Origin of the sequence: Mycobacterium terramassiliense, from assembly GCF_900157385.1 — a bacterium.
Classification (GTDB): Bacteria; Actinomycetota; Actinomycetes; order Mycobacteriales; family Mycobacteriaceae; genus Mycobacterium; species Mycobacterium terramassiliense.
Window position 1 is genome coordinate 2791872 of record NZ_LT717701.1, and the last position, 21230, is coordinate 2813101.

At 68.4% G+C, this 21230-nt stretch carries 18 protein-coding genes and 1 pseudogene; 11 read left to right on the forward strand and 8 right to left on the reverse strand.

All coding sequences use genetic code 11. From position 1 onward, the window contains the following. Positions 1-693 precede the first annotated feature (693 nt). From MTAB308_RS27775 to MTAB308_RS27790, 4 genes are all read left to right on the forward strand, one after another. Positions 694-1239, forward strand: a complete 546-nt coding sequence (locus MTAB308_RS27775) for an MmpS family transport accessory protein (protein WP_077104043.1) — start codon at positions 694-696, stop codon at positions 1237-1239. Next, entirely contained in the window at positions 1236-4166 is a 2931-nt protein-coding gene (locus MTAB308_RS27780; RefSeq protein WP_077104045.1) for an MMPL/RND family transporter, read from the forward strand. The genes MTAB308_RS27775 and MTAB308_RS27780 overlap by 4 nt, the downstream gene beginning before the upstream one ends. Before the next feature lie 219 nt (positions 4167-4385). Beyond that, positions 4386-6527 (forward strand): PPE family protein, encoded by a 2142-nt coding sequence (locus tag MTAB308_RS27785; RefSeq protein ID WP_077104047.1) that lies wholly within the window; start codon positions 4386-4388, stop codon positions 6525-6527. Between the two features lie 75 nt (positions 6528-6602). Beyond that, positions 6603-7721 (forward strand): epoxide hydrolase family protein, encoded by a 1119-nt coding sequence (locus tag MTAB308_RS27790; protein ID WP_077104898.1) that lies wholly within the window; start codon positions 6603-6605, stop codon positions 7719-7721. A 20-nt stretch (positions 7722-7741) separates the two neighbouring features. Here MTAB308_RS27790 and MTAB308_RS27795 read toward each other — a convergent pair whose 3' ends face one another. Together MTAB308_RS27795 and MTAB308_RS27800 are read right to left on the reverse strand one after the other, a co-directional pair. Further along, a complete protein-coding gene (locus tag MTAB308_RS27795; protein WP_077104049.1) occupies positions 7742-8137 on the reverse strand; it encodes a VOC family protein in 396 nt (131 codons plus the stop codon). A 15-nt stretch (positions 8138-8152) separates the two neighbouring features. Further along, on the reverse strand, positions 8153-8968 hold the full coding sequence (locus tag MTAB308_RS27800) for an oxygenase MpaB family protein (protein WP_077104051.1): 816 nt from the start codon (positions 8966-8968) through the stop codon (positions 8153-8155). A 75-nt stretch (positions 8969-9043) separates the two neighbouring features. Between MTAB308_RS27800 and MTAB308_RS29140 the strand changes: the two genes are divergently transcribed. Both MTAB308_RS29140 and MTAB308_RS30120 read left to right on the forward strand, forming a co-directional pair. Beyond that, positions 9044-9187 (forward strand): hypothetical protein, encoded by a 144-nt coding sequence (locus MTAB308_RS29140; RefSeq protein WP_157901031.1) that lies wholly within the window; start codon positions 9044-9046, stop codon positions 9185-9187. A 36-nt stretch (positions 9188-9223) separates the two neighbouring features. Next, a pseudogene (locus MTAB308_RS30120) lies at positions 9224-10147 on the forward strand (cobalamin biosynthesis protein); the annotation flags it as partial. Between the two features lie 23 nt (positions 10148-10170). On the opposite strand, the gene MTAB308_RS27810 reads toward MTAB308_RS30120, so the two are convergent. The 4 genes from MTAB308_RS27810 to MTAB308_RS27825 form a co-directional block, all read right to left on the reverse strand. Beyond that, positions 10171-11439 carry an IS30 family transposase gene (locus MTAB308_RS27810; protein WP_077099686.1) on the reverse strand — a complete coding sequence of 423 codons (1269 nt, stop codon included), beginning with the start codon at positions 11437-11439 and terminating at the stop codon, positions 10171-10173. Between the two features lie 125 nt (positions 11440-11564). After that, a complete protein-coding gene (locus MTAB308_RS27815; protein ID WP_077104053.1) occupies positions 11565-12374 on the reverse strand; it encodes an SURF1 family cytochrome oxidase biogenesis protein in 810 nt (269 codons plus the stop codon). Continuing rightward, positions 12374-12865, reverse strand: coding sequence for a low molecular weight protein-tyrosine-phosphatase (locus tag MTAB308_RS27820; protein WP_077104055.1), 492 nt, complete (start codon positions 12863-12865; stop codon positions 12374-12376). The genes MTAB308_RS27815 and MTAB308_RS27820 overlap by 1 nt, the downstream gene beginning before the upstream one ends. Continuing rightward, entirely contained in the window at positions 12858-13532 is a 675-nt protein-coding gene (locus tag MTAB308_RS27825; RefSeq protein ID WP_077104058.1) for an HAD-IA family hydrolase, read from the reverse strand. The genes MTAB308_RS27820 and MTAB308_RS27825 overlap by 8 nt, the downstream gene beginning before the upstream one ends. A gap of 127 nt (positions 13533-13659) precedes the next feature. Here MTAB308_RS27825 and cobC point away from each other — a divergent pair, with 127 nt between their 5' ends. The 5 genes from cobC to MTAB308_RS27850 are packed head-to-tail and all read left to right on the forward strand — an operon-like array spanning position 13660 to position 18286. Further along, on the forward strand, positions 13660-14691 hold the full coding sequence (gene cobC, locus MTAB308_RS27830) for an Rv2231c family histidinol phosphate aminotransferase CobC (RefSeq protein ID WP_245831513.1): 1032 nt from the start codon (positions 13660-13662) through the stop codon (positions 14689-14691). Continuing rightward, a complete protein-coding gene (locus tag MTAB308_RS27835) occupies positions 14688-15836 on the forward strand; it encodes a Nif3-like dinuclear metal center hexameric protein (protein ID WP_077104063.1) in 1149 nt (382 codons plus the stop codon). Before cobC ends, MTAB308_RS27835 begins: the two co-directional genes overlap by 4 nt. Then, the gene (locus MTAB308_RS27840; RefSeq protein WP_077104065.1) at positions 15833-16570 is read left to right on the forward strand and encodes a zinc ribbon domain-containing protein; all 738 of its coding nucleotides are present in this window, start codon (positions 15833-15835) and stop codon (positions 16568-16570) included. Before MTAB308_RS27835 ends, MTAB308_RS27840 begins: the two co-directional genes overlap by 4 nt. Beyond that, positions 16567-17682, forward strand: a complete 1116-nt coding sequence (locus tag MTAB308_RS27845) for a bifunctional RNase H/acid phosphatase (RefSeq protein ID WP_077104067.1) — start codon at positions 16567-16569, stop codon at positions 17680-17682. Before MTAB308_RS27840 ends, MTAB308_RS27845 begins: the two co-directional genes overlap by 4 nt. A gap of 22 nt (positions 17683-17704) precedes the next feature. Next, positions 17705-18286 (forward strand): TetR-like C-terminal domain-containing protein, encoded by a 582-nt coding sequence (locus tag MTAB308_RS27850; protein ID WP_077104069.1) that lies wholly within the window; start codon positions 17705-17707, stop codon positions 18284-18286. Positions 18287-18291: 5 nt separating this feature from the next. Here MTAB308_RS27850 and MTAB308_RS27855 read toward each other — a convergent pair whose 3' ends face one another. Beyond that, complete coding sequence (locus MTAB308_RS27855; protein WP_245831514.1) at positions 18292-19500, reverse strand: cytochrome P450; 1209 nt, start codon at positions 19498-19500, stop codon at positions 18292-18294. Continuing rightward, positions 19497-21218: an N-acyl-D-amino-acid deacylase family protein gene (locus MTAB308_RS27860; RefSeq protein WP_077104071.1), complete on the reverse strand. Its 1722-nt coding sequence runs from the start codon at positions 21216-21218 to the stop codon at positions 19497-19499. The genes MTAB308_RS27855 and MTAB308_RS27860 overlap by 4 nt, the downstream gene beginning before the upstream one ends. Positions 21219-21230 lie beyond the last annotated feature (12 nt).

Genomic DNA, 21230 nt, shown 5'->3' on the forward strand with positions numbered 1-21230 from the left:
TGACGGGACGGTCAGCAGTAGTCGCCTACTGAAACACGGACGGCCGGGGCGGCTGACTACTTTGCCGGACCATCTTCGAGATGCCCCGACGGTCACGGCCCTTTCGACATGGCCGCGGCGGCCCTCCGTGAAGCGACAGCTACTCAAACAACACGGCGACCGGTCAGGGGGCCGCCTCGGTCGTGATACGGGCGTAGTCACGTGTCGGCTCGGCCCGGCTTAGTGCCCATGCCGATCTGGAGGTTGTACCTGGCTTTCCCGCTGCGGACTGCGCGCCAGGTGATCGGCAGTGCACGACGGCGCGGACATTGTCGCCGACTCGTCACAACTAGTTGCGAAACGGGTACGCCGGAGGGTATGGCTTCTGCACATCAGGCCGATTTGACAGTCATTGCGAGACAATGCAATTCGGACTGATCCCGACGAAAATCCTGTCAGCCCGACGAGGAAAGGCACGCGCTTTGGGCCGCGGGGGTGGCCAAACTCGAGCGCGTCGTATCACCGCTTCGCCGCCGCCGGACATCAGGCGGCACGTTGTCCTCGGCGAAGCAGCGACGGTCGGGGAGTGTCTGAGTTCGCGGATGGCCCAGTTCGGGATCGGAAGCCATAACCATCTCGATGTAGGTTAGAGCGGCTAAGGTTACCCCTAAGCTAATTAGTTGAGTAACCTTCCCCCTTGTTAGGAAAGCGCCCATGACGACCTTTGAAACGAGGGTAGAGTCGCCAGATCCCAAGGTTTCGCCAAGCACCGAGGAAGAGCGCGGCCCGCAGCGCGCCAAGAAGAAGGGGCTGCTGGGCCGCTTCTGGCTAATAATCACGATCGTGGCTGTGGTCGCGCTATCGGGATTCGTCGTGCACCGTCTGCACGGAATCTTCGGCGTCCACAGCGGTTCGTTCGGTGGTGGCGCACCCGGTGACGTCATCGACCAGTTCAACGCCAAGACGATCACGCTCGAGGTCTGGGGCTCACCGGGCAGCACGGCGACGATCAACTACCTCGATGAGAACTCTCATCCGCAGCAGGCCCTCAACGTCCCCTTGCCCTGGAGCACAGTATTGAGTTCAACGAAGCCCGGGATCCCGGCAAACCTGGTAGCGCAAGGAGACGGGAGTTGGATCGCCTGCCAATTCGTGGTGGACAACCACGACGGGCGCGGTGCAGTGATCAAGGGTGCTAATCACTCGCCTCCCAACGAAACGGTCAATGCCTTCGTCTACTGCCTGGACAAGTCCGCATGAGCGAGACCACCGAGGCTGTGCCGCGCGTCGATCAGCCGCTGATCCCGCCGTTCCTGCCGCGGATGATCCATCGGCTTGCGCTGCCGATCGTCCTGGTGTGGTTGGGTATCGTCTTCGTCACCAACACCATTTCCCCGCAGCTCGAGGTCGTCTCTAAGCGCCAATCGGTGTCGCAGAGCCCTAGAGACGCAGTGTCCTTCCAGTCGATGATGCGCGTCGGATCGACGTTCAAGGAGTTCGATTCCGACAGCTCGGCGATGATCCTGTTGGAAGGCGACAAGCCGCTGGGGGCGGAGGCGCACCGCTACTACGACGAGATCGTCAGGCGACTCGAGCAAGACAAGAAACACGTTCAGCACATCCAGGACTTCTGGAGCGATCCCCTGACAGCTGCGGGCTCCCAGAGCCACGATCAAAAGGCCGCGTACGTCCAGGTCTACCTCGCCGGCAACATGGGCAGCGCCCAGTCCGGCGAATCCACGGATGCCGTCCGCAAGATCGTCAACTCGGTGCCCGCGCCGCCGGGGATCAAGGCCTACGTCACCGGGGCGGGTCCGCTGTTTGCCGATCAGTCCCACGCGGGCGAGAAGGGCGTCGCGAAAGTCACCATGGTCACGTTCCTCGTGATCATCGTGATGCTGCTGTTCGTCTACCGGTCGGTGATCACCATGCTGATCATGCTGGTCATGGTCTTCGTCGAATTGGCCGCGGCACGCGGTGTCGTCGCGACGCTCGGAAACTACGGCATCATGGGGCTTTCGACGTTCGCCAATAACATGCTCGTGCTGATGGCGATCGCCGCCGGCACGGACTACGCGATCTTCGTGGTCGGCCGATACCACGAGGCCCGCGGTCTGGGCGAGACGCGTGAAAAAGCGTTCTACACGATGTACCACAGCACGGCCCACGTCGTGCTGGGGTCGGGGCTGACCATCGCCGGCGCGATGTACTGCCTGAGCTTCTGCCGGTTGCCCTATTTTTCCTCCCTCGGCATACCCTGCGCCGTCGGCATGTTGGTCGCGGTCGTCGCGGCCTTGACGCTGGCACCGGCGGTCCTGACCGTGGCATCGTTCTTCAAGCTGCTGGATCCGAAGCGAAAGCTGCAGACCCAGGGCTGGCGACGCATCGGCACCGCCGTCGTCCGCTGGCCCGCACCGGTTTTCGCGGTGACCATCGCCGCCGCATTAGTCGGCCTGCTCGCTCTGCCCGGCTACAAGACGGACTACGACACCCGCCACTTCCTGCCGGCAGACACCCCGGCCAATGTCGGTTATGCGGCTGCCGACCGCCACTTCAACCAGGCCCGGCTGAATCCCGAGCTGTTGATGATCGAGACGGATCACGACCTGCGTAACCCCGCCGACTTCATCATCCTGGACAAGGTGGCCAAGGCGGTCTTCCGCATCCCCGGTATCGGCCGAGTCCAGACCATCACCCGGCCGTTGGGCACGCCGCTCGACCACAGCACCCTCGGTTTTCAGATGGGCGCGCAATCCGCAGGGCGGCTCGAGACCCAGCACTATCAGGAAGAGCAGGCGCAGAACCTGCTGAAGCAGGCGGAAGAGCTGCGCAAGACGATGGCGACGCTGCATGAGCAGATGCAGGTCACCCAGGATCTGAGCAACACCACACACGAAACCACCAAGCTCACCAAAGAAACCGTGAAGATCACCGAGGCGTTGCGCGACGACATCGCCAACTTCGACGACTTCTTCCGGCCGATTCGTAGTTACTTCTACTGGGAGAGGCACTGCTACGACATTCCGGCCTGCTGGTCGATACGGTCCATCTTCAATGCACTCGATGGCATCGACCAGGTGGCTCAGAACATCGAGAATCTCAGCGCGAATCTCGACAAGCTGGATCAGATCCAGCCGAAGCTGGTGGCGCTGATACCGCCGCAGATCGAGAGCCAGCAGCGCAACCTCGACACCATCATGTCGAACTACGCGACCACAAAGGGTCTCAACGACCAGGCGAAAGCGCAGGCCGACAACGCCACCGCGGAGGGCGATGCCTTCGACAAAGCGAAGAACGACGACACGTTCTACCTTCCGCCGGAGGCGTTCAAGAGCCCGGATTTCGCGCGGGGTCTCAAACAGTTCATATCGCCGGACGGGCACGCTGTCCGGTTGATCATCTCGCATGAAGGCGACCCGGCGACTCCTGAAGGCGTCAGCCACATCGCGCCGATCAAGCAGGCCGTGCACGAGGCGATCAAGGGCACGCCCTGGGAGGGCGCCAACGTCTATCTCGGCGGTACCGCCGCGACGTATAAGGACATGCACGACGGCTCCAACATCGACCTGTTGATCGCCGGAATTTCCGCGGCCACACTGATTTTCATCATCATGTTGGTGATCACCCGAAGCGTCGTTGCGGCCTTCGTGATCGTCGGTACGGTGTTGCTGTCGTTGGGCGCCTCGTTCGGACTCTCCGTGCTCCTATGGCAGTACATCCTGGGCATCAAGCTGCACTGGATGGTGCTGGCGATGGCGATCATCCTGCTGCTGGCGGTCGGCTCGGACTACAACCTGCTGCTGATATCGCGGTTCAAGGAGGAAATCCACGCCGGGCTCAAGACGGGGACGATCCGCGCGATGGCCGGTTCGGGCTCGGTGGTTACCGCCGCCGGTCTGGTGTTCGCCGCCACCATGGCCACGTTCATGTTCAGCCCGCTGCGGGTGATGGCCCAGGTGGGTACGACGATCGCGCTGGGTCTGTTGTTCGACACTTTGATCGTGCGGTCGTTCATGACACCGTCGCTGGCCACCTTGCTCGGGCGGTGGTTCTGGTGGCCGCAGCATGTGCGTCCACGGCCGGCCAGCACCATGCTGCGACCATACGGACCGCGTACCGCGGTGCGCGAGCTGATCCTCAACGACGTTGACGAACACCCACCGGGCGGACTGGTCAAAAAGCGTTAAGCGCCTGTACGCAGCCAGATGCATTGAAAGCCAAGGCGTTTGCGGCGTCGCTCAGTGTCGTGTACGACCAGCGTCGCCTCCCGCGAGTCGGGATACCGGCGGTGTTCCGATCCGGCCAACCCCAGGCGTCTCAAATATTAGGGAAGCCTAGCTTTAGTTGCGTCAGTATGTGTAGCCTACCCTTACTTCGGCAGCGCAAGGGTGAAAGGAAGGCTACGTATGAGTTTTTTGGTGTTGCCGCCAGAGATCAATTCGGCGCGGATGTATACCGGCCCGGGGTCGGGGCCGATGCTCGCCGCCGCCGCGGCCTGGGATGGGCTGGCCGCCGAGCTGGACTCGGCGGCGGGCTCGTTCGGGTCGGTGACCTCGGGCCTGGCCGCCGACGCGTGGCAAGGGGCCGCGTCGCAGGCGATGGCCAGCGCGGCAGCACCGTACGCGGCGTGGTTGGCCACTGCCGCGGCTCGCGCGCAGACGGTAGCCGGTCAGGCCAAGTCCGCTGCCGCGGTGTTCGAGGCCGCCAGGGCGGCGGCGGTGCATCCATGGCTGGTTTCGGCCAACCGGTCGGAGTTGGTGACGCTGGTGAACTCGAACCTGTTGGGCCTCAACGCACCGGCGATCGCGGCCGCTGAGGCCGAATACGAGCAGATGTGGGCCCAGGATGTGGTCGCGATGGTGAGCTACCACGGCGGGGCGTCGGCGGCCGTTGCGGCGCTGACACCGTGGGAGCAGGCGTTGCAAAGCCTCCCGAGCATGCACGGCGTGAACGTGGGTCTCGGCAACATCGGCACCTTGAACCTGGGCAGTGGAAACTTCGGGTTATACAACTTCGGCGGCGGCAACAGCGGCCCCGGCACGACCGGCGGCGGCAACCTCAACTTCGGCTTCGGCAACTACGGATCCTTCAACTTCGGTGCGGGCAACGGTAACTCGCTCTTCAGCGAGGCGACCTCCTACTACAACGTGGGGTTCGCCAACATCGGCCAATTCAACTTCGGCGTCGGCAACATCGGCGGCGGGAACATCGGCATCGGCAACGGCAGCGCCTATTCGCACGACAATCCGGCCCCCGGCTATTTCAACGTGGGTATTGGCAACCTCGGCAACGGCAACTGGGGCATCGGGAATCTCGGTAACAACAACATCGGCTTGGGCAACCTCGGCAACAACGACATCGGCATCGGGCTCACCGGCAACAACCAGATCGGATTCGGCGGGTTCAACGCCAACGGTGCCGGTTGGAACATCGGCCTGGGCAACAACGGGAGCTTCAATTTCGGCTTCGGCAACACCGGCGACCACAACATCGGGCTGGCCAACACCGGCAACCACGACATCGGCATCGGGCTTACCGGCGACAACCAGATCGGGTTCGGCGGCTGGAACTCCGGTAGTGGCAACACCGGCCTGTTCAACTCGGGCACCGGCAACACCGGAATCTTCAACTCGGGCAGCGGCAACTGGGGCATCGCCAACACCGGCAGTCAAAACTGGGGGCTGGTCAACTCGGGCACCATCGACACCGGAGTCGGCAACACGGGCAGCACCGAAACCGGTTTCTGGAACGCCGGCAGCCGCAGCACGGGCTTGTTCAACGCGGGCTCCAACAACTTCGGCGTTCTGGATGCCGGCACCAGGAACGTCGGTTTCTTCGACGCCGGAACCGCCAACACGGGCGACTTCAATTCAGGCCTCAGCAACGTCGGCTGGGGTAACTCGGGGTTTGCCAACGTGGGCTTGTTCAACGCGGGGAGCTGCAACACGGGGGCCTTCAACGCGGGAGGCACCATCGACGGCGCCGGCAACACCGGTTTCTTCAACGCCGGCAACGCCAACACCGGCTTCTTCAACTCGGGCAACACCAACACCGGCTTCTGGAACTCGGGCGATGTGAACACGGGCTTTTTCGGTACGGGCAGCTACAGCGGCAACTCGGGCTTCGGGAACACCGGCACCGGCAACTCGGGCTTTTTCAACACCGGCGGCGACAACAATTCCGGCTTCTTCAACTCGGCGGCCGCGGGTTACAGCTCGGGTTTCGGAAACTCGGGCGGCGGCACCGAAATGGGCTTCTTCAACTCCGGTGGCAACGGGTACAACGTCGGTTTCTTCAACTCGGGCAGCGGGGGCGACAACATCGGTATCAGCAACTCGGGTACCGGCGGCGGCAACGTCGGCCTTTTCAACACCGACTCGAATCCCAGCGAGGGCGAGAGCGTCGGCATCCTCAATTCCGGGGCCGGCCACAACGTAGGCGTCTACGACGCCGGCGACCACGACTCCGGTGTCGGGAACTCGGGCAGCAGAAGTTCGGGCGGGTTCAACGCGGGCGACTATCAGTCCGGATTCTTCGGCGGCCCGTAAGCAACGTTGTGCGGGCGGCCGGAGGCGCGGTCCGGACGGCCATGTGGCAACCTCAGGGGCGTGAACGAGCAACCCGTGGAGCCGTTTCGCATCGACGTCCCCGGCGACGTCTTGGAGGACCTTCGCTTGCGCCTGCAGCGCACGCGGTGGCCCGAAGCCGAATGCGTCGACGACTGGAGCCAGGGCATCCCGCTGGGTTACACGCGCGAGCTGGCCGCCTACTGGGCGACCGAGTACGACTGGCGCTCCCGTGAGGCCGCGCTGAATCGCTTCGATCAGTTCGTCACCGACATCGAGGGGCTGGACATTCACTTCATCCACCAGCGCTCGCCGCACGACGGCGCCTTCCCGCTGGTGATCACCCACGGCTGGCCCGGCTCAATCGTGGAGTTTCACAAGGTGATTGAGCCGCTGACCAACCCGGCATCCGGGCGAGCCGAGGACGCCTTTCACGTCGTGTGCCCCTCGCTGCCCGGCTACGGGTTTTCCGGCAAGCCCACCCGCGCCGGGTGGGGCGTCGAAAGGATCGCCGAGGCATGGGAGACGCTCATGCTGCGCCTCGGCTACGACCGCTACGGCGCCCAGGGCGGCGACTGGGGCGCCGCCGTCACCACCCAGATCGGCCGAAATCGGGGCCACTGCGCGGCCATTCACCTCAACATGCCGATCGGGCGGCCCACCCAGGAGTCGCTGGCCAACCCCAGCCCGGAGGAGCAACGCGCGCTGGCCTCGATGGCCGAGCACCGCAAGTGGGGCACCGGCTATTCCAAGCAGCAGTCCACCCGGCCGCAAACGCTGGGCTACGGGCTGGTCGATTCGCCGGTGGGCCAGCTGGCGTGGATCGTCGAGAAGTTCTGGGCGTGGGCCGATTGCGACGGGCACCCCGAGAACGTGTTCAGCCGCGACGAGCTGCTGGACAACGTGATGGTCTACTGGGTCACCGCCACCGGCGCGTCGTCGGCCCGGCTGTACTGGGAAAGCTTCCGGGTGTTCGGCCAGCTGGACCGCGTCGAATTGCCCACCGGCGTCAGCGCTTTCCCGGGCGAGCTGCTGAAGGCGCCGCGAAGCTGGTGCGAGCCGGTGTACAACCTCACGCACTGGACGGACATGCCGCGGGGCGGGCACTTCGCCGCCTTCGAGCAGCCGGAGCTGTTCGTCGACGACGTGCGCGCGTTCTTCGCGACGGTGCGCTGACCCGCACCAAGGGCTTTGCGTCAGCCCGGCGGCGCGAAGAGCTCCAAGGCAATGCCGTCGGGGTCTCGAAAGCTCAACCCCGCGCCGTACGGCGCATCCACGATGCCGCCATGCTCGACGCCCAGTTCGTCCAGCCGCGTGACCCACTTCGCCAGGTCGGCGCGGCTGGAGCAGCCGAAGCCGACATGGTCGAGCCCGACCCGCAACTCGCTGAACGTCTCATCGGGGGCGCGGCGGTCGTGCTGGTGGATGCCGAATACGGTGTGGCCTTCGAGCATCCACACCAGGTGCCGAAAACCGGCGTCTGTGTGCTCGTCGAGGATCGGCTCAGCGTCGAAGAGCCTGCGGTACCACGGGCCGCTGATCTCGAGGTCCCGCACCGTGACCGCGACATGGTTGAGCGGGGGGAAGGGCATGGCCCGACTCTACCGCTAGACGATGCGCCAGCCCCTCCGAGCCCGAAAGCGCATGTCCCACAAGTAAATCTGATAGCCGAAGACCCACACCCGGTGCGGGATCAGTCGGTCTGCCAGCCGCAGGGCCGCCAGCAGCCACGCGAACCGGCGCTGCTGGCCCTGGGTCCACTTCAGCTGCATCATCGCGCGGAACTCGGGGGCCAGAAATCCCGTCGTCGCGAACAGATTGAACGGCCCCGCCAGGACCCGCAGCGGCCACGGCAGGAACGCCATCGCGGCCACCCCGCGCAGGTGCTCGCGCACGGGCGGGTCGATGCGCAGCTCGTCGAGGGAGCGCTTCCAGTAGTCGTCGAACGCGGCGCGGTCCGGCGGCCACATGCGCTCGGGCACCTGCAGCGTGGTCCCCAACCGCTTGGCGTCGCGGTAGACGGCGTCGGCGGTGGCGTCATCCAGTGGCCCGTGCAAAAACTCGTGCTGCTCAACGAAATAGCGGTACAGGCAGGACGCCACCCACAGCTGCAGCTTGGGGTCGAAGGCGTTGTAGGACACCGGACTTGACGACGTCGAGCGAACCTGGCGGTGTGCGCCGTCCACGGCGCCGCGGATCAGGGCCCGGTCGGACTCGGTTCCGATGGCCGCCACCGCCAGGTAGGTCCCGGTGGTGCGGGCGCGCTTGAACGGATGCTTGTACACGTTGCCGCTGTCCACCGGGCTTTCCAGCACGCCGTAACCCACGCCGGGCAGGGACAGCTGCATGATCACGTTCGCGGCGGGCATTAACACCGCCGCCGGGTTCAGCAGGTCGGCGATCCCGGTAGCGGGCCGCTTCATCGCGGTTTACCCCTCATGGAGTCGAGTACACCACGACGGATGTTATTTCCGCCGAAAAGTGGGCAGACGTGGGCGATGAGTACTCAACCTGTTAACCCGGGCCCGCCGCTGGCGCGACCCCCCAACCTGGCACCGGCGGCCGTTTCCGACGTCTTGCTGTGGTGGCTGGTGGGCCTGCTGATCGTCGTGGTGATCGTGGGGGCCGTATTGGCCATCTAGCCCGGCCCGTGCCCGGCGGTGTGAGACGCTGCCCGGGTGGCTGCGAGGCGGACCCGGGGCGTCGGCGTGCTGGCCGGCTACGCGGCCGACCTGGTCCTCAGCGACCCGAAGCGGGGCCACCCGGTCGCGCTGTTCGGCGGGGCCGCCGCGGCGCTGGAGCGCCACACCTACCGCGATGCCAAGGTCGCCGGCGTGCTGCACGTGGGCCTGCTGGTCGGTGCGGCGACGGTGCTGGGCAGCGCCGTCGCCCGCCGGTCCGTCACCGCCACCGCCCTAGCCACGTGGATATGCCTGGGTGGAACGTCGCTGGCACGCACCGGCCTGGAGATGTCGCAGCTGCTGGAGCGCGGCGACGTCGGGGCCGCCCGGCGGCTGTTGCCGTCGCTGTGCGGGCGCGACCCTGCGCGGCTGGACGCCGCCGGCCTGACACGCGCGGCGCTGGAATCGGTCGCGGAGAACACCTCGGACGCCCAGGTGGCGCCGCTGTTGTGGGCGGCGGCCGGCGGGGCGCCCGCGGTGCTGGCCTACCGCGCCATCAACACGCTGGATTCGATGATCGGCCACCGCTCCCCGCGCTACCTCCGATTCGGTTGGGCCGCAGCACGATTGGACGACCTGGCCAACTACGTCGCCGCCCGGGCCACCGCGGCACTGGTGGTGGTGTGCGCACCCGTCGTCGGCGGATCCCCGGCGGGCGCGCTGCGCGCCTGGCGACGCGACGCGGCCCGGCATCCCAGCCCCAATGCCGGCGTGGTCGAGGCGGCCTTCGCCGGGGCGCTGGGCGTCCGGCTCGGCGGGCCGACCCAGTACCGCCACGAGCTGCAGATCCGGCCCACGCTCGGGGATGGCCGACAGCCCGCGGTGGCCGACCTGCGTCGCGCGGTGAGGCTGTCGCGGGCGGTGCAGGCCGCCGCCGCGCTGTCCGTCGGGTGTGCATCGCTGGCGTTGAGTGTGCGCGGAGGGCGGGAAAATCGTCGGCGCTTTCAGGCGATGGATGCAACAGTGGGTGGTTTGGTCGGGTTGGACAGTAGTTCGTCGAGGGCTTCGGCGGGGGTTTTCCAGTCCAGTGTTTGGCGTGGCCGATTGTTGAGTTTGGCCGCGACGTAGTCCAGATAGTCGGCCGGAAACACCGACAGGTCAGTGCCTTTAGCAAACCACTGGCGCAGTAGCCCGTTGGTGTTTTCGTTGCTGCCGCGCTGCCACGGGGAGTGCGGATCACAAAAGTAGATATCCAAGTCGGTGGCTGCGGCGATGGCGATGTGGTTGGCCATTTCCTTGCCTTGGTCCCAGGTCAACGTGCGGCGCAGCATCGCCGGCAGCTGGGCCATCTTGGCCACGATCGCGTCCTGGACGGCCAGCGCGCCGTGGTTGTCGGGCAGGTGCAACAGCATGACGAATCGGGTGCTGCGCTCGACGAGGGTGCCGATCGCCGAGCCCGATTCGGTGCTGCCCAACATGAGGTCGCCTTCCCAGTGGCCAGGCACCGCGCGGTCGGCCACCTCCGGTGGACGCTCGCTGATGTTGACCATGTTGGGGATACGACCCCGGCGCTCACCGGGGATGCTGCGCGGTTTGCGCAACGCCCGCCCGGTGCGCAGGCAGCGGTGGATATCGCGGCGCAAGTGGCCGCGGCCTTGCACGTAAATCGCCTGATAGATGGCTTCGTGTGACACCCACATCTCCGCATCGTCAGGAAAATCCCGCCGCAGCCCCACCGCGATCTGGCCGGGACTATGGAAGTCGTCTAACCGAGTCTGCACCTCCTGACGCAATCGGTCATTTGCCGCCAGCGTGCTCTGCTTGGGACGCCGGGCACGTTCATCGGAGCGTGCTTGGGCCCTGAGGGCCCGATACTGAACGTGCGCGGTTTTGCCGCTCTGGCGCGCCCCGAAGGCTTCCTTGCGCCGATAACCGGATTTGCGCCCGTCGTAGCTGTTGTCCACCCCGTTGGCGTCGATCTCGCGTTTGATCGTCGACGCCGGCCGGCCCAGCCGGTTGCCGATCGAGTGCAACGATTCGTTCGTCCTGACACCAATTTCGATCTCGACCCGGTCTTCGAAGGTCAGCCTCGGCCGCGGGCCAACGCTTTTCGGTTCACATAGCCGTGGTTTCACGCCGCCAGCATCAGCAAACCAGCCATAGCCAGAACGTTCCGACACGCCGACGGCGACACCGGCCTCCGCGGCACTACAGCCATTACCGATGTGAGCCCAGAACTGACGGACAACAAACCTCAACGGCGGACGCGGCACAGCAACACTCCTCAATCAGATGTGTTGCATCCATCCCTTGAAGCTAAGGTCGGTTTCGCGCCCTCAGCGCACACTGAAAGCCCTCAGCGCACACTGAAAGCCCTCAGCGCACACTGGAGGCCGAGTTACCGCCGCCGGCCGTAGCGGTCGGCGAGTTTGTCCTCGACGGTCTTCGGGGTCTCCGGCGCCGCCTGCTTCACCCGGCGCCGGACGCGGATCTCGGAATAGATGAAGTAGCCCAACCCGATTGGCGCGAGGATGCCGAACGAAATCCACTGGATGCCATACGACAGGAACGGCCCGGCGTCCAGGTGCGGGATGCCGATGACGCCCAGGCCGCCGGGCTGGTCCTCGACCAACTGCAGATACGAACCGGCCAGCGGGACCTTGGTCAGCGCCGCGACCTGCTGGGTGTTGATCGAATACACCTGCTGCACACCGTCTATGACGAAGGGGTCCTTCCCCGGCGCGGTGGGCTCGGAGTCGCGCAGCCGGGCCGTGAGGCTCACCGGCCCGGCCGGCGGGTGGGCGATCGGGGGAACGTGAGAGCCCTGCTCGGGCCGCACGTAGCCGCGATCCACCAGCACGGTGGGCCCGTCGTCGACGACGAAGGGTGCCAGCACCTCGAACGCCGGGTCGCCCTCCACGACCCGCAGACGGGCCAGCACCTGGACGTCGGGCAGGTAATGGCCGGTCGCCGTGACCCGGCGCCACTGCGCGCCCGGCGCCGACGAATCCTGCTGTGGTAGCAGCGTTTTCACCGGAACCGGCGGGGTGTTCAGGGAGGACTCGATCTGGTGGTTCTCCCGCGATGTCCGGGTGTTCTTCCCCAGCTGCCAGGGCGCGAGCACCATGAAGCACAGGTAGGTGAAGGCGATCACCACCAGGGCCAGCGCTATCCAGACCGGCCGCAGCAGGAATGCCAAGCGGCGCATCAACCGTGCCCGTTCTCCGCGAGTCGCTCGTCGACCCAGGCGTGCAGGCCGGGCAGGGCGGCCTCGATGACGGCCAGGACGTCCTCGAAGTCCTCGGGGTCGCCGTAGTAGGGATCCTCCACGTCCAGGGCGTGCGCGCCCGAGCGCGGGTCAAACGAGCGCAGCATCCGTATCCGGTCCGCGTCGACGCCGAGCTGGCGCAGCATCCGAACGTGGTTGCGGCCCAGGGCCACCACCAGGTCGGCCGTCAGGTGGTCGTCGTTCAGCTGGGCGGCGCGGTGGGTGGTGGAATAGCCGTGGGCCTGCAGCACCCGGGTGGCCCGGTCGTCGGCGCGGCTGCCGACATGCCAGTTGGTGGTGCCGGCGCTGGTCACCCGCACCGCGTCGCCCAGGCCGCGCCGCTGTAGTTGGTCGGCGAACACCTTCTCGGCCATCGGCGAACGGCAGATGTTGCCGGTGCAGACGAAGGTGACGTGCAGCGGTTCAGACACCGAGGGCCCTCCGCAACTCGCCGATGGTCGCGGCGTGCGTCACCCCGGTGAGGCCGAACCCCTCGTGAAAGTCGTCGCGCCCGTAGCCCCAGCCGACCACCACGGTGTCGATGCCGTGCGCGGCCGCTCCATGCACGTCGTGGCTGCGGTCGCCGACCATCAGCACCCGCTCGGGCAGCGGCTGGAGCTGTTCCAGCGCGTGGGCCAGCACCTCCTCCTTGGTTTTGCGCGAGCCGTCGGGGGCCGCGCCGGCGACGACCTCGAAATGCCGGTCCAGCCCGAAATGGGCGAGGATGCGCCGCGCCGTCGGCTCCAGCTTCGAGGTGGCCACGGCCAGCCGGACGCCGGCGGCGCGCAGGTCGGCCAGCAGCGGCTCGATGCCGTCGAACAGCGTGTTCATCGCCCAGCCGCGGGCGCCGTATTCGGCCCGGAACGCGGTGATCGCCTCGTCGGCGGAGTCGCCGAACATCGCACGGAAGGTGTCGTCCATCGGCGGGCCGACGATATGCGCGGCGAGGTCGCCCTCGGGTACGGGCGCTCCGACGTGGTCGAGCGCGTGCAGGAAGCTGGCCACGATGCCTTCCGCCGAGTCGGTCAGCGTGCCGTCGAGATCGAAGATCACCAGCTGCGGGGTGTCCGCGACACCCGCCGACGATGCACGACGCATTGCGCCGTGAGGAGGAGGCGGGCAATCCGCGGCTGTGCCTGTCACCTCACCATTGTCCTCGATGCCCGCACGCTGCTGCGACGGCGTTCCCGCCACGCGCCGACGGCGGCCCACTAGTGTTGCCCTGATGGCGACTCTGAACCCGAGCCCGCCTGTGGCGGACCGCTATCACGGCGACCAGGCCGCGGCGCCCGGGATGCTCGATTTCGCCGTCAACGTCCGCCACGCGCGACCGCCGGAGTGGCTGACGCGGCGGCTGGCCGAGCGGCTGGCGGATCTGGCGCGCTATCCGAGCCCGCGGGACGTGCACCGGGCCCAGGACGCGGTCGCCGCGCGACACGGCCGCACCCGCGACGAGGTGCTGCCGCTGGCCGGCGCGGCGGAAGGGTTCGCGCTGCTGCCCCACCTGCGCCCGGCGCGGGCGGCGATCGTGTCGCCGTCGTTCACCGAGCCGGCCGTGGCGCTGGGCGCGGCCGGGGTGCCCGTCGAGCACGTCGTGCTGGAGCCGCCATTTCGCCTCGACGAGGCGCGCGTGCCCGACGACGCCGACCTGGTCGTGGTGGGCAACCCGACCAACCCCACCTCGGTGCTGCACACCCGCGCGCAGCTGCTCGCGTTGCGCCGGCCGGGCCGGATTCTGGTGGTCGACGAGGCGTTCGCCGATGCGGTTCCGGGCGAGCCGGAGTCGCTGGCCGGCGACCCGCTGCCCGACGTCCTGGTGCTGCGCAGCCTGACCAAGACGTGGGCGCTGGCCGGGCTGCGGGTGGGCTACGCCTTGGGCGCCCCGGAGCTGCTGGCGCGGCTGACCGCGCGGCGCGCGCACTGGCCGGTGGGCACGCTGCAGCTGACGGCCATCGCGGCCTGTTGCGACCCGCGCGCCGTCGCGGAAGCGGCGGCCGGTGCGCTGCGGTTGAGTCAGTTGCGCGCCGAGATGGTCGCAGGCCTGGAGTCGGTGGGCGCCGCCGTGGTCGACGGCCGGGCCCCATTCGTCCTGTTCCGGCGGCGAGATGCCGCTTCGCTGCGAAACAGCCTGGAGCGCAGGGGGATTGCCGTGCGCCGCTGCGACACGTTCGTCGGCCTGGACGAGCGGTACCTGCGGGCGGCGGTGCGCCCCGAGTGGCCGCGGCTGGTCGACGCGATCGCCGGGGTGCCGCGGTGACCGTGCGGCTTGCCGACGTGATCGAGGCGCTGGACGAGGCGTATCCGCCCAGCCTTGCCCAGTCGTGGGATTCGGTCGGCCTGGTGTGCGGCGACCCCGACGATGCGGTGGACTCGGTGACGGTCGCCGTCGACGCGACCCCGGCCGTCGTCGACGAAGTTCCCGAGGGCGGCCTGCTGCTGGCCCATCACCCGTTGCTGCTGCGCGGCGTCGACACGGTCGCGGCCAGCACACCGAAGGGCGCGCTGGTGCACCGCCTGATCCGAACCGGCCGTTCGCTGTTCACCGCGCACACCAACGCCGACTCCGCGGCGCCGGGGGTGTCCGACGCGCTGGCCGACGCCCTCGGGCTCATCGTCGAGGGGGTGCTCGAACCGCTCACGGCCGCGGGCGATCTCGACAAGTGGGTCGTCTACGTGCCGCGCGAGAACGCGGAAGCGGTGCAGGAGGCCGTGTTCGAGGCGGGCGCCGGGCACATCGGCGACTACTCGCACTGCAGTTGGAGCGTCAGCGGCATCGGGCAGTTCCTCCCGCACGAGGGGGCGTCGCCCGCGATAGGCAGCGTCGGCACCGTCGAACGGGTGGCCGAGGACCGGTTCGAGGTCGTCGCTCCCGCCCGCGCCCGGGGTGCGGTGCTGGCGGCGATGCGGGCCGCCCATCCCTACGAGGAGCCCGCGTTCGACATCTTCGCGCTGGTGCCCCCGCCGAGCGACGCCGGGCTGGGCCGCATCGGCCGGCTGGCGCGGCCGGAACCGCTGCGCGACTTCGTCTCCCGCGTCGGTGCCGCATTGCCGCGGACTTCGTGGGGCGTGCGCGCGGCGGGCGATCCGGACCTGCCGGTATCGCGGGTCGCCGTCTGTGGCGGCGCCGGGGATTCGCTGCTGGCCGCCGCGGCCGGCGCGGACGTGCAGGCCTACGTCACGGCCGATCTGCGGCACCATCCGGCCGACGAGCACCGCCGGGCCTCGGCTGTGGCCCTGGTCGACGTGGCGCACTGGGCAAGCGAGTTCCCCTGGTGTGAGCAGGCCGCGGGAGTGCTGCGGTCGCGATTCGAGGCGGCGCTGCCCGTGCGGGTGTGCACCATCCGCACCGACCCTTGGAATGTCGGGCATCCGGGTTACGACGACGGGGGAGGACGGCCATGAAAGCCGAGGTGGCACAGCAACTTTCGCTACTCGAATTGTCGAAGCTGGATGCGGAGCTGTCGCGCATCGCGCACCGGGCCGGCCACCTGCCGCAACGGGAGGCGCTGGAGCGGATCCAGGCCGAGCACAACGCCGCCGGTGACCGGCTGGGCGCGTTGCGAATCGCCCTCGAGGACTTGGACGCCCAGGTGTCGCGGTTCGAGGCGGAGATCGAGGCGGTGCGGCAACGCGAGGACCGCGACCGCGCGATGCTCAAATCGGGTGCCACGGACGCCAAGCAGCTGTCCGACCTGCAGCACGAGCTGGACACCCTGCTGCGGCGTCAAACCAGCCTGGAGGATTCCCTGCTGGAGGTGATGGAGCGCCGCGAGGAACTGCAGGCCCAGGCGGCGTCCGAGGAGGGGGCCCTCGAGGCGCTGCGGTCGGAGTTGGCCGCCGCCCAACAGGCTCTCGACGCCGCGCTCGCCGAGATCGACGAGGACCGCCAGGCCCGTTCGTCGCGGCGCGACACGCTGACCGCGGCGCTGGATCCCGCCCTGTCCGCCCTGTACGAGCGCCAGCGCGCCGGGGGAGGCCCGGGCGCCGGACCCCTGCTGGGGCATCGGTGCGGGGCCTGCCGGATCGAGATCGGCCGCGGTGAGCTGTCCCGCATTTCCGCCGCCCCCGAGGACGAGCTGGTGCGTTGCCCGGAATGCGGCGCCATTCTGCTGCGGGTCAAGGGATTCGAGAAGTGAAAGTCGTCATCGAGGCCGACGGCGGATCGCGCGGCAACCCCGGGCCGGCCGGGTATGGCGCGGTGGTGCGCAGCGCGGACCGCTCCACGGTGCTGGCCGAGGCCAAGCAGGCCATCGGCGTTGCGACCAACAACGTCGCCGAATACCGCGGGCTGATCGCCGGTTTGGACGACGCGCTCAAAGTCGGCGCCACCGAGGCCGAGGTTTTCCTGGATTCGAAGCTGTTGGTGGAGCAGATGTCCGGCCGGTGGAAGGTCAAACACCCCGACCTGGTCGAACTGAATTCCCAGGCCCGAAAGCTGGCGGCGCGTTTCGACCGGATCGGCTACACGTGGATTCCGCGGGACCGCAACTCGCACGCCGATCGGTTGGCCAACGAGGCGATGGATGCCGCGGCGGTCGCCGACGGCGACGCCGAGAACTCCGACCCGCCGGCCGCCGAGTCCGCGAAAACCGCCGCGGCCGAGGCCAAGACGTCGCCCGGATGGACCGGGGCGCGCGGCACCCCGACGCGGCTGCTGTTGCTGCGGCACGGGCAGACCGAATTGTCGGCGCAGCGCCGCTACTCGGGGCGCGGCAACCCGGCGCTGACCCAGGCCGGGCGTCAGCAGGCCGAGGCGGCGGCGCAATACATGGCGCAGCGGGGCGGGATCGCCGCGGTGATCTCCTCGCCGCTGCAGCGGGCCTACGACACCGCGGCCACCGCCGCCAAGGCGCTCGGGCTGGACGTGGCCGTCGACGACGACTTGATCGAGACCGATTTCGGGGCGTGGGAGGGGCTGACGTTCGCCGAAGCGGCAGAGCGCGATCCGGACTTGCATCGCCGCTGGCTGCGGGACACCAGGACGAAGCCGCCGGGCGGTGAAAGCTTCGACGCGGTGCTCGAGCGCGTGCTCAGGGCGCGCGAACGGATCGTCGCCGCGCATCAGGGCGCCACCGTGCTGGTGGTGTCGCACGTGACCCCGATCAAGATGCTGCTGCGGCTGGCGCTGGACGCCGGGCCGGGCATTCTGTACCGGCTCCATCTTGACCTGGCGTCGCTGAGCATCGCAGAGTTCTATTCGGATGGAGCGTCTTCGGTGAGGCTGGTGAACCAGACAGGCTATCTTTAGGCGGGTATAAAGGGGGCGATCGATGCAGCCGTCTCAGCGACGAGATCAAGCCGTTCCCGCGGACATTCGGGCGCGGGTGATGCCGGCGGCGCTCGACGAGCTCGCCCGCTGGGGTGTGGAGCGATTCAGCATCGAGGCATTGGCGGAGCGCCATCACCTCGATCGCGAGACGATCTACCGCTACTGGGGCGACCGCCAACGGCTCATCGTCGATGCCGCCCTCGCCGACGCCGAGAGCTTCAGTACGACGGCCGACACCGGCTCACTGCGCGGGGACTTGCTGGCCATGGCCCGCAGCGCGGCCGCCCGGATCAACACCGAAGAGGGCCGCACGTTCCTGCGGGCGCTGGTCATGGAGCGCCCGGGGATTCACGACGAAGCAACGCGAATGATGCTGTGGCAGGCGAGGTTCGCCGTCGTGCGCGACGTCATCGACCGGGCCAGGCAACGCGGCGACTTGCGGGAGGGTGTCAACACTCTGGCCGCCGTCCAATTGGTGCTGGCGCCGTTGAACATTCGCGCCCTGTACTCCGACACCCCCATCGACGACCGCTATTGCGAGGCGATCGCCGACATGGCCTGGCACGCGCTCGCCCGGAAATAGCCGGGTCAAGCCGCGGTGAACTCGACCGGCAGCGCCGCCGGCGAACGGAACGCCACGCCGACGACGTGCGGGGTCGGGGCCGTCGGGTCGAGCCTCAGCTCCGGCAACCGGTCGAGCAGCGCGTTGATGGCCACCGTCCCCTCCATCCGCGCCAGGTGCATGCCCAGGCACAGGTGCGGGCCGCCCCCGAACGTCAGGTGCGCGATGTTCTTGCGGGTCGGGTCGAAGCGGTCCGGGTCCGGGTAGCGCGCCGGGTCGCGGTTGGCGGCCGCGACGCTCACGCTGACGGTCGTGCCCGCCGGAATGGCGAGTCCGCCGAGCTCGCAGTCGCGGACCGCCCGTCGCACCACCGTGGTGATCGGCGGTTCCCAGCGCAGCGCCTCCTCGAAGGCCGCCCGCAGCATCGCGCGGTCCGCCCGCAACTCCACCAGCAAGGCCGGCTCGGCGAGCAAAGCGACCAGCAGGTTGCCCGACGCGCGGTAGGTCGTCTCGACGCCGGCGGGCAGGATCAGCAGCAGGAACGCGAAGATCTCGTCGTCGGTAAGGCGGGCGCCGTCGATCTCCGATTCCGCCAGCATGCTGATCAGGTCGTCCTGCGGGTGACGCCGCCGCTCGGCGAGGATCTCCGCGAGGTAGGCCTTGAGCTCGGCCGACGCGGCGAGCCCCCGATCCCAGTCGTAGACCACGTTGAGCAACTCGATCGACAGCCGCTGGAAGCGCACGTAGTCCCGCCGCGGCAGGCCCATGATCCGGGCGATGACCTGGACCGGAAACGCGAAGGTGAACTCGCGGGCCAGCTCGGCGCGCCCGCGCGGGGCGAACTGGTCGATCAGCTCGTGGACCACCAACTCGACGAGCTCGGCGCGCCACCGCTCCAGCAGCGCGGTGCGGAACGACGGCGACACCAGGGCCCGGCTGGCCCGATGCTCGGCCCCCTCGAGCTCGAGCAGGGTGCGGCCCATGACCGGGCCCATGATCTGCTCGTAGATCGACGACGAGAAGGTGTCGGGGTGGGTGAGCACGGTCTGGCACTCCTCGTACCCGAGCACCGTCACGCCGAGCTCGCCGACCTGCGCGGCGCTGACCTCGGCGAAGGGATTTCCCACCATCACCCGGTGCCGGGCCTGCGCCTCGCGCAGCCGCTCGTGCACGTTCTCGACCTGCATGAGCAGCCCGCCCTGCAACTCGGCGGGGTCGAATTCGTGGGTTGTCACGAGGCCCTGACCGTCTCGGTGTCGCGCCCGGACCGCAGCACGGTGCCGGGCAGCGCGCCGGTGGCGGCGCCGTCGCGGCAGACCTCGACGCCACCGACCAGCACCGAGGAGATGCCGTCGGCGTCGGCGACCAACCGGGGAGCGCCCGACGGCAGGTCGTAGCGCGTGCGCTCCGGCCCGTGGCCGACGGTCGCCGGGTCGAACAACACCAGGTCGGCGTGCCAGCCGGGCCGGATGCGGCCGCGTTCGGTCAGCCCGTAGAAACGGGCCGGCACGTCGGTGATCAGCCGGATGGCCTCCTCGATCGTTACCACCTGGTGCTCGCGCACGCCCTTGCTCAGCAGCGACGTCGTGTAGATCGCGCCGCACATCATGTCCAGGTGCGCGCCCGCGTCCGAGCCCCCGATCACGGCGCCCGGATGCCGCCACACCTGCGCGCGCATCTTCCAGTCGGCCGCGTCGTCGCCGGTCAGCGGCGGCGACAGGCCGGTGCGCAGCTCGTCGGCGATCACGACGTCGAGCAGCGTGTCGAAGGGCTCGCCGCCCCGGGCGGCGGCGACCTCACCGACGCTGCGCCCGGTGGCGTCGGCGTTGTCGGGGGCGAACGTCTCGACGATGACCAGCCGGTCCCATTGCGCCAGGCCGCGCAGCATGCCCGCCTCCCTCGAGGCGGCGCCGTCGGCGAGGCGGCGGCGCACCTGCGGATCGGCAAGGGCCACAAGCCGTTCCGGCACCGGCAGGTGCATCGTGTCGCGCCAGCCGGGCAGCCCGTCAAGCACGAAGCCGGAGAGGAACGAGAGCCGGATCTTCATGGCCTGCGGCAGGGTGAGCGCGACCACCCGGCCGCCACGCCCCGCGGCGACCTCCGAGGCGCGCAACTGCTTTTCGTGCCCGGCCGGGTTGGCCGCGGAGACGCCCAGCAGGTTCCAGTTCAGCGGGCGGTCGGCGGCCACCGACATGTCGGTGAGCAGCGCGATGTCCTCGTCGGTGAAGCCGGACAGGCAGCCGGGGATGATCGCCTCGAGCGTGGTGCCCGGATGGTCGCGCAACGCCGCGGCCAGCGCCACCAGTTCGTCCCGCGTCGCGCCGCGCGAGGGCACCGGCTGGCCGGACCCGTCGTTGTGGGTGGGGGACTGGCTCGTCGACAGCCCGAGCGCGCCGGCGCCCAGCGACTCGTGCAGCACCGTGACCATCGTGTCAATGTGTTCCGGGGTGGCCTCGCCCCCGACCGCGTCGCCGCCCATGGCGGCCAGCCGCAGCGCCGAATGCCCCACCAGGAAGCCGGCATTGACGGCGATGCGGCCCTCGAGGCGGCCCAGCCAGTCACCGAACGACGCCCATTCCCAGTCGAGGCCGGCGCGCAGCGCGTCCAGCGGCATCCCTTCCACTCGCGCCAGCATCCGGGTGAGGTAGTCCTGCTGCCCGGCGGCCGCCGGTGCCAGGGTGAAGCCGCAGTTGCCGCCGAAGACCGTGGTGACGCCGTGCTGCACCGACGGGCTCGCGGTCGGGTCCCAGAACAGCTGCGCGTCGTAATGGGTGTGCAGGTCGACGAAGCCGGGCGCCAGCGTCTGCCCTTGTGCGTCAACGGTTTTCGCGGCCACGTCGTCGACTTCACCGACGGCGGCGATCCGGCCGTTGCTGACGCCGACGTCGCCGCGCCGGGCGGGCGCGCCGGTGCCGTCGACGATCTGGGCGTCGCGGATGAGCAGGTCCAACATGGCAGGCGTCCA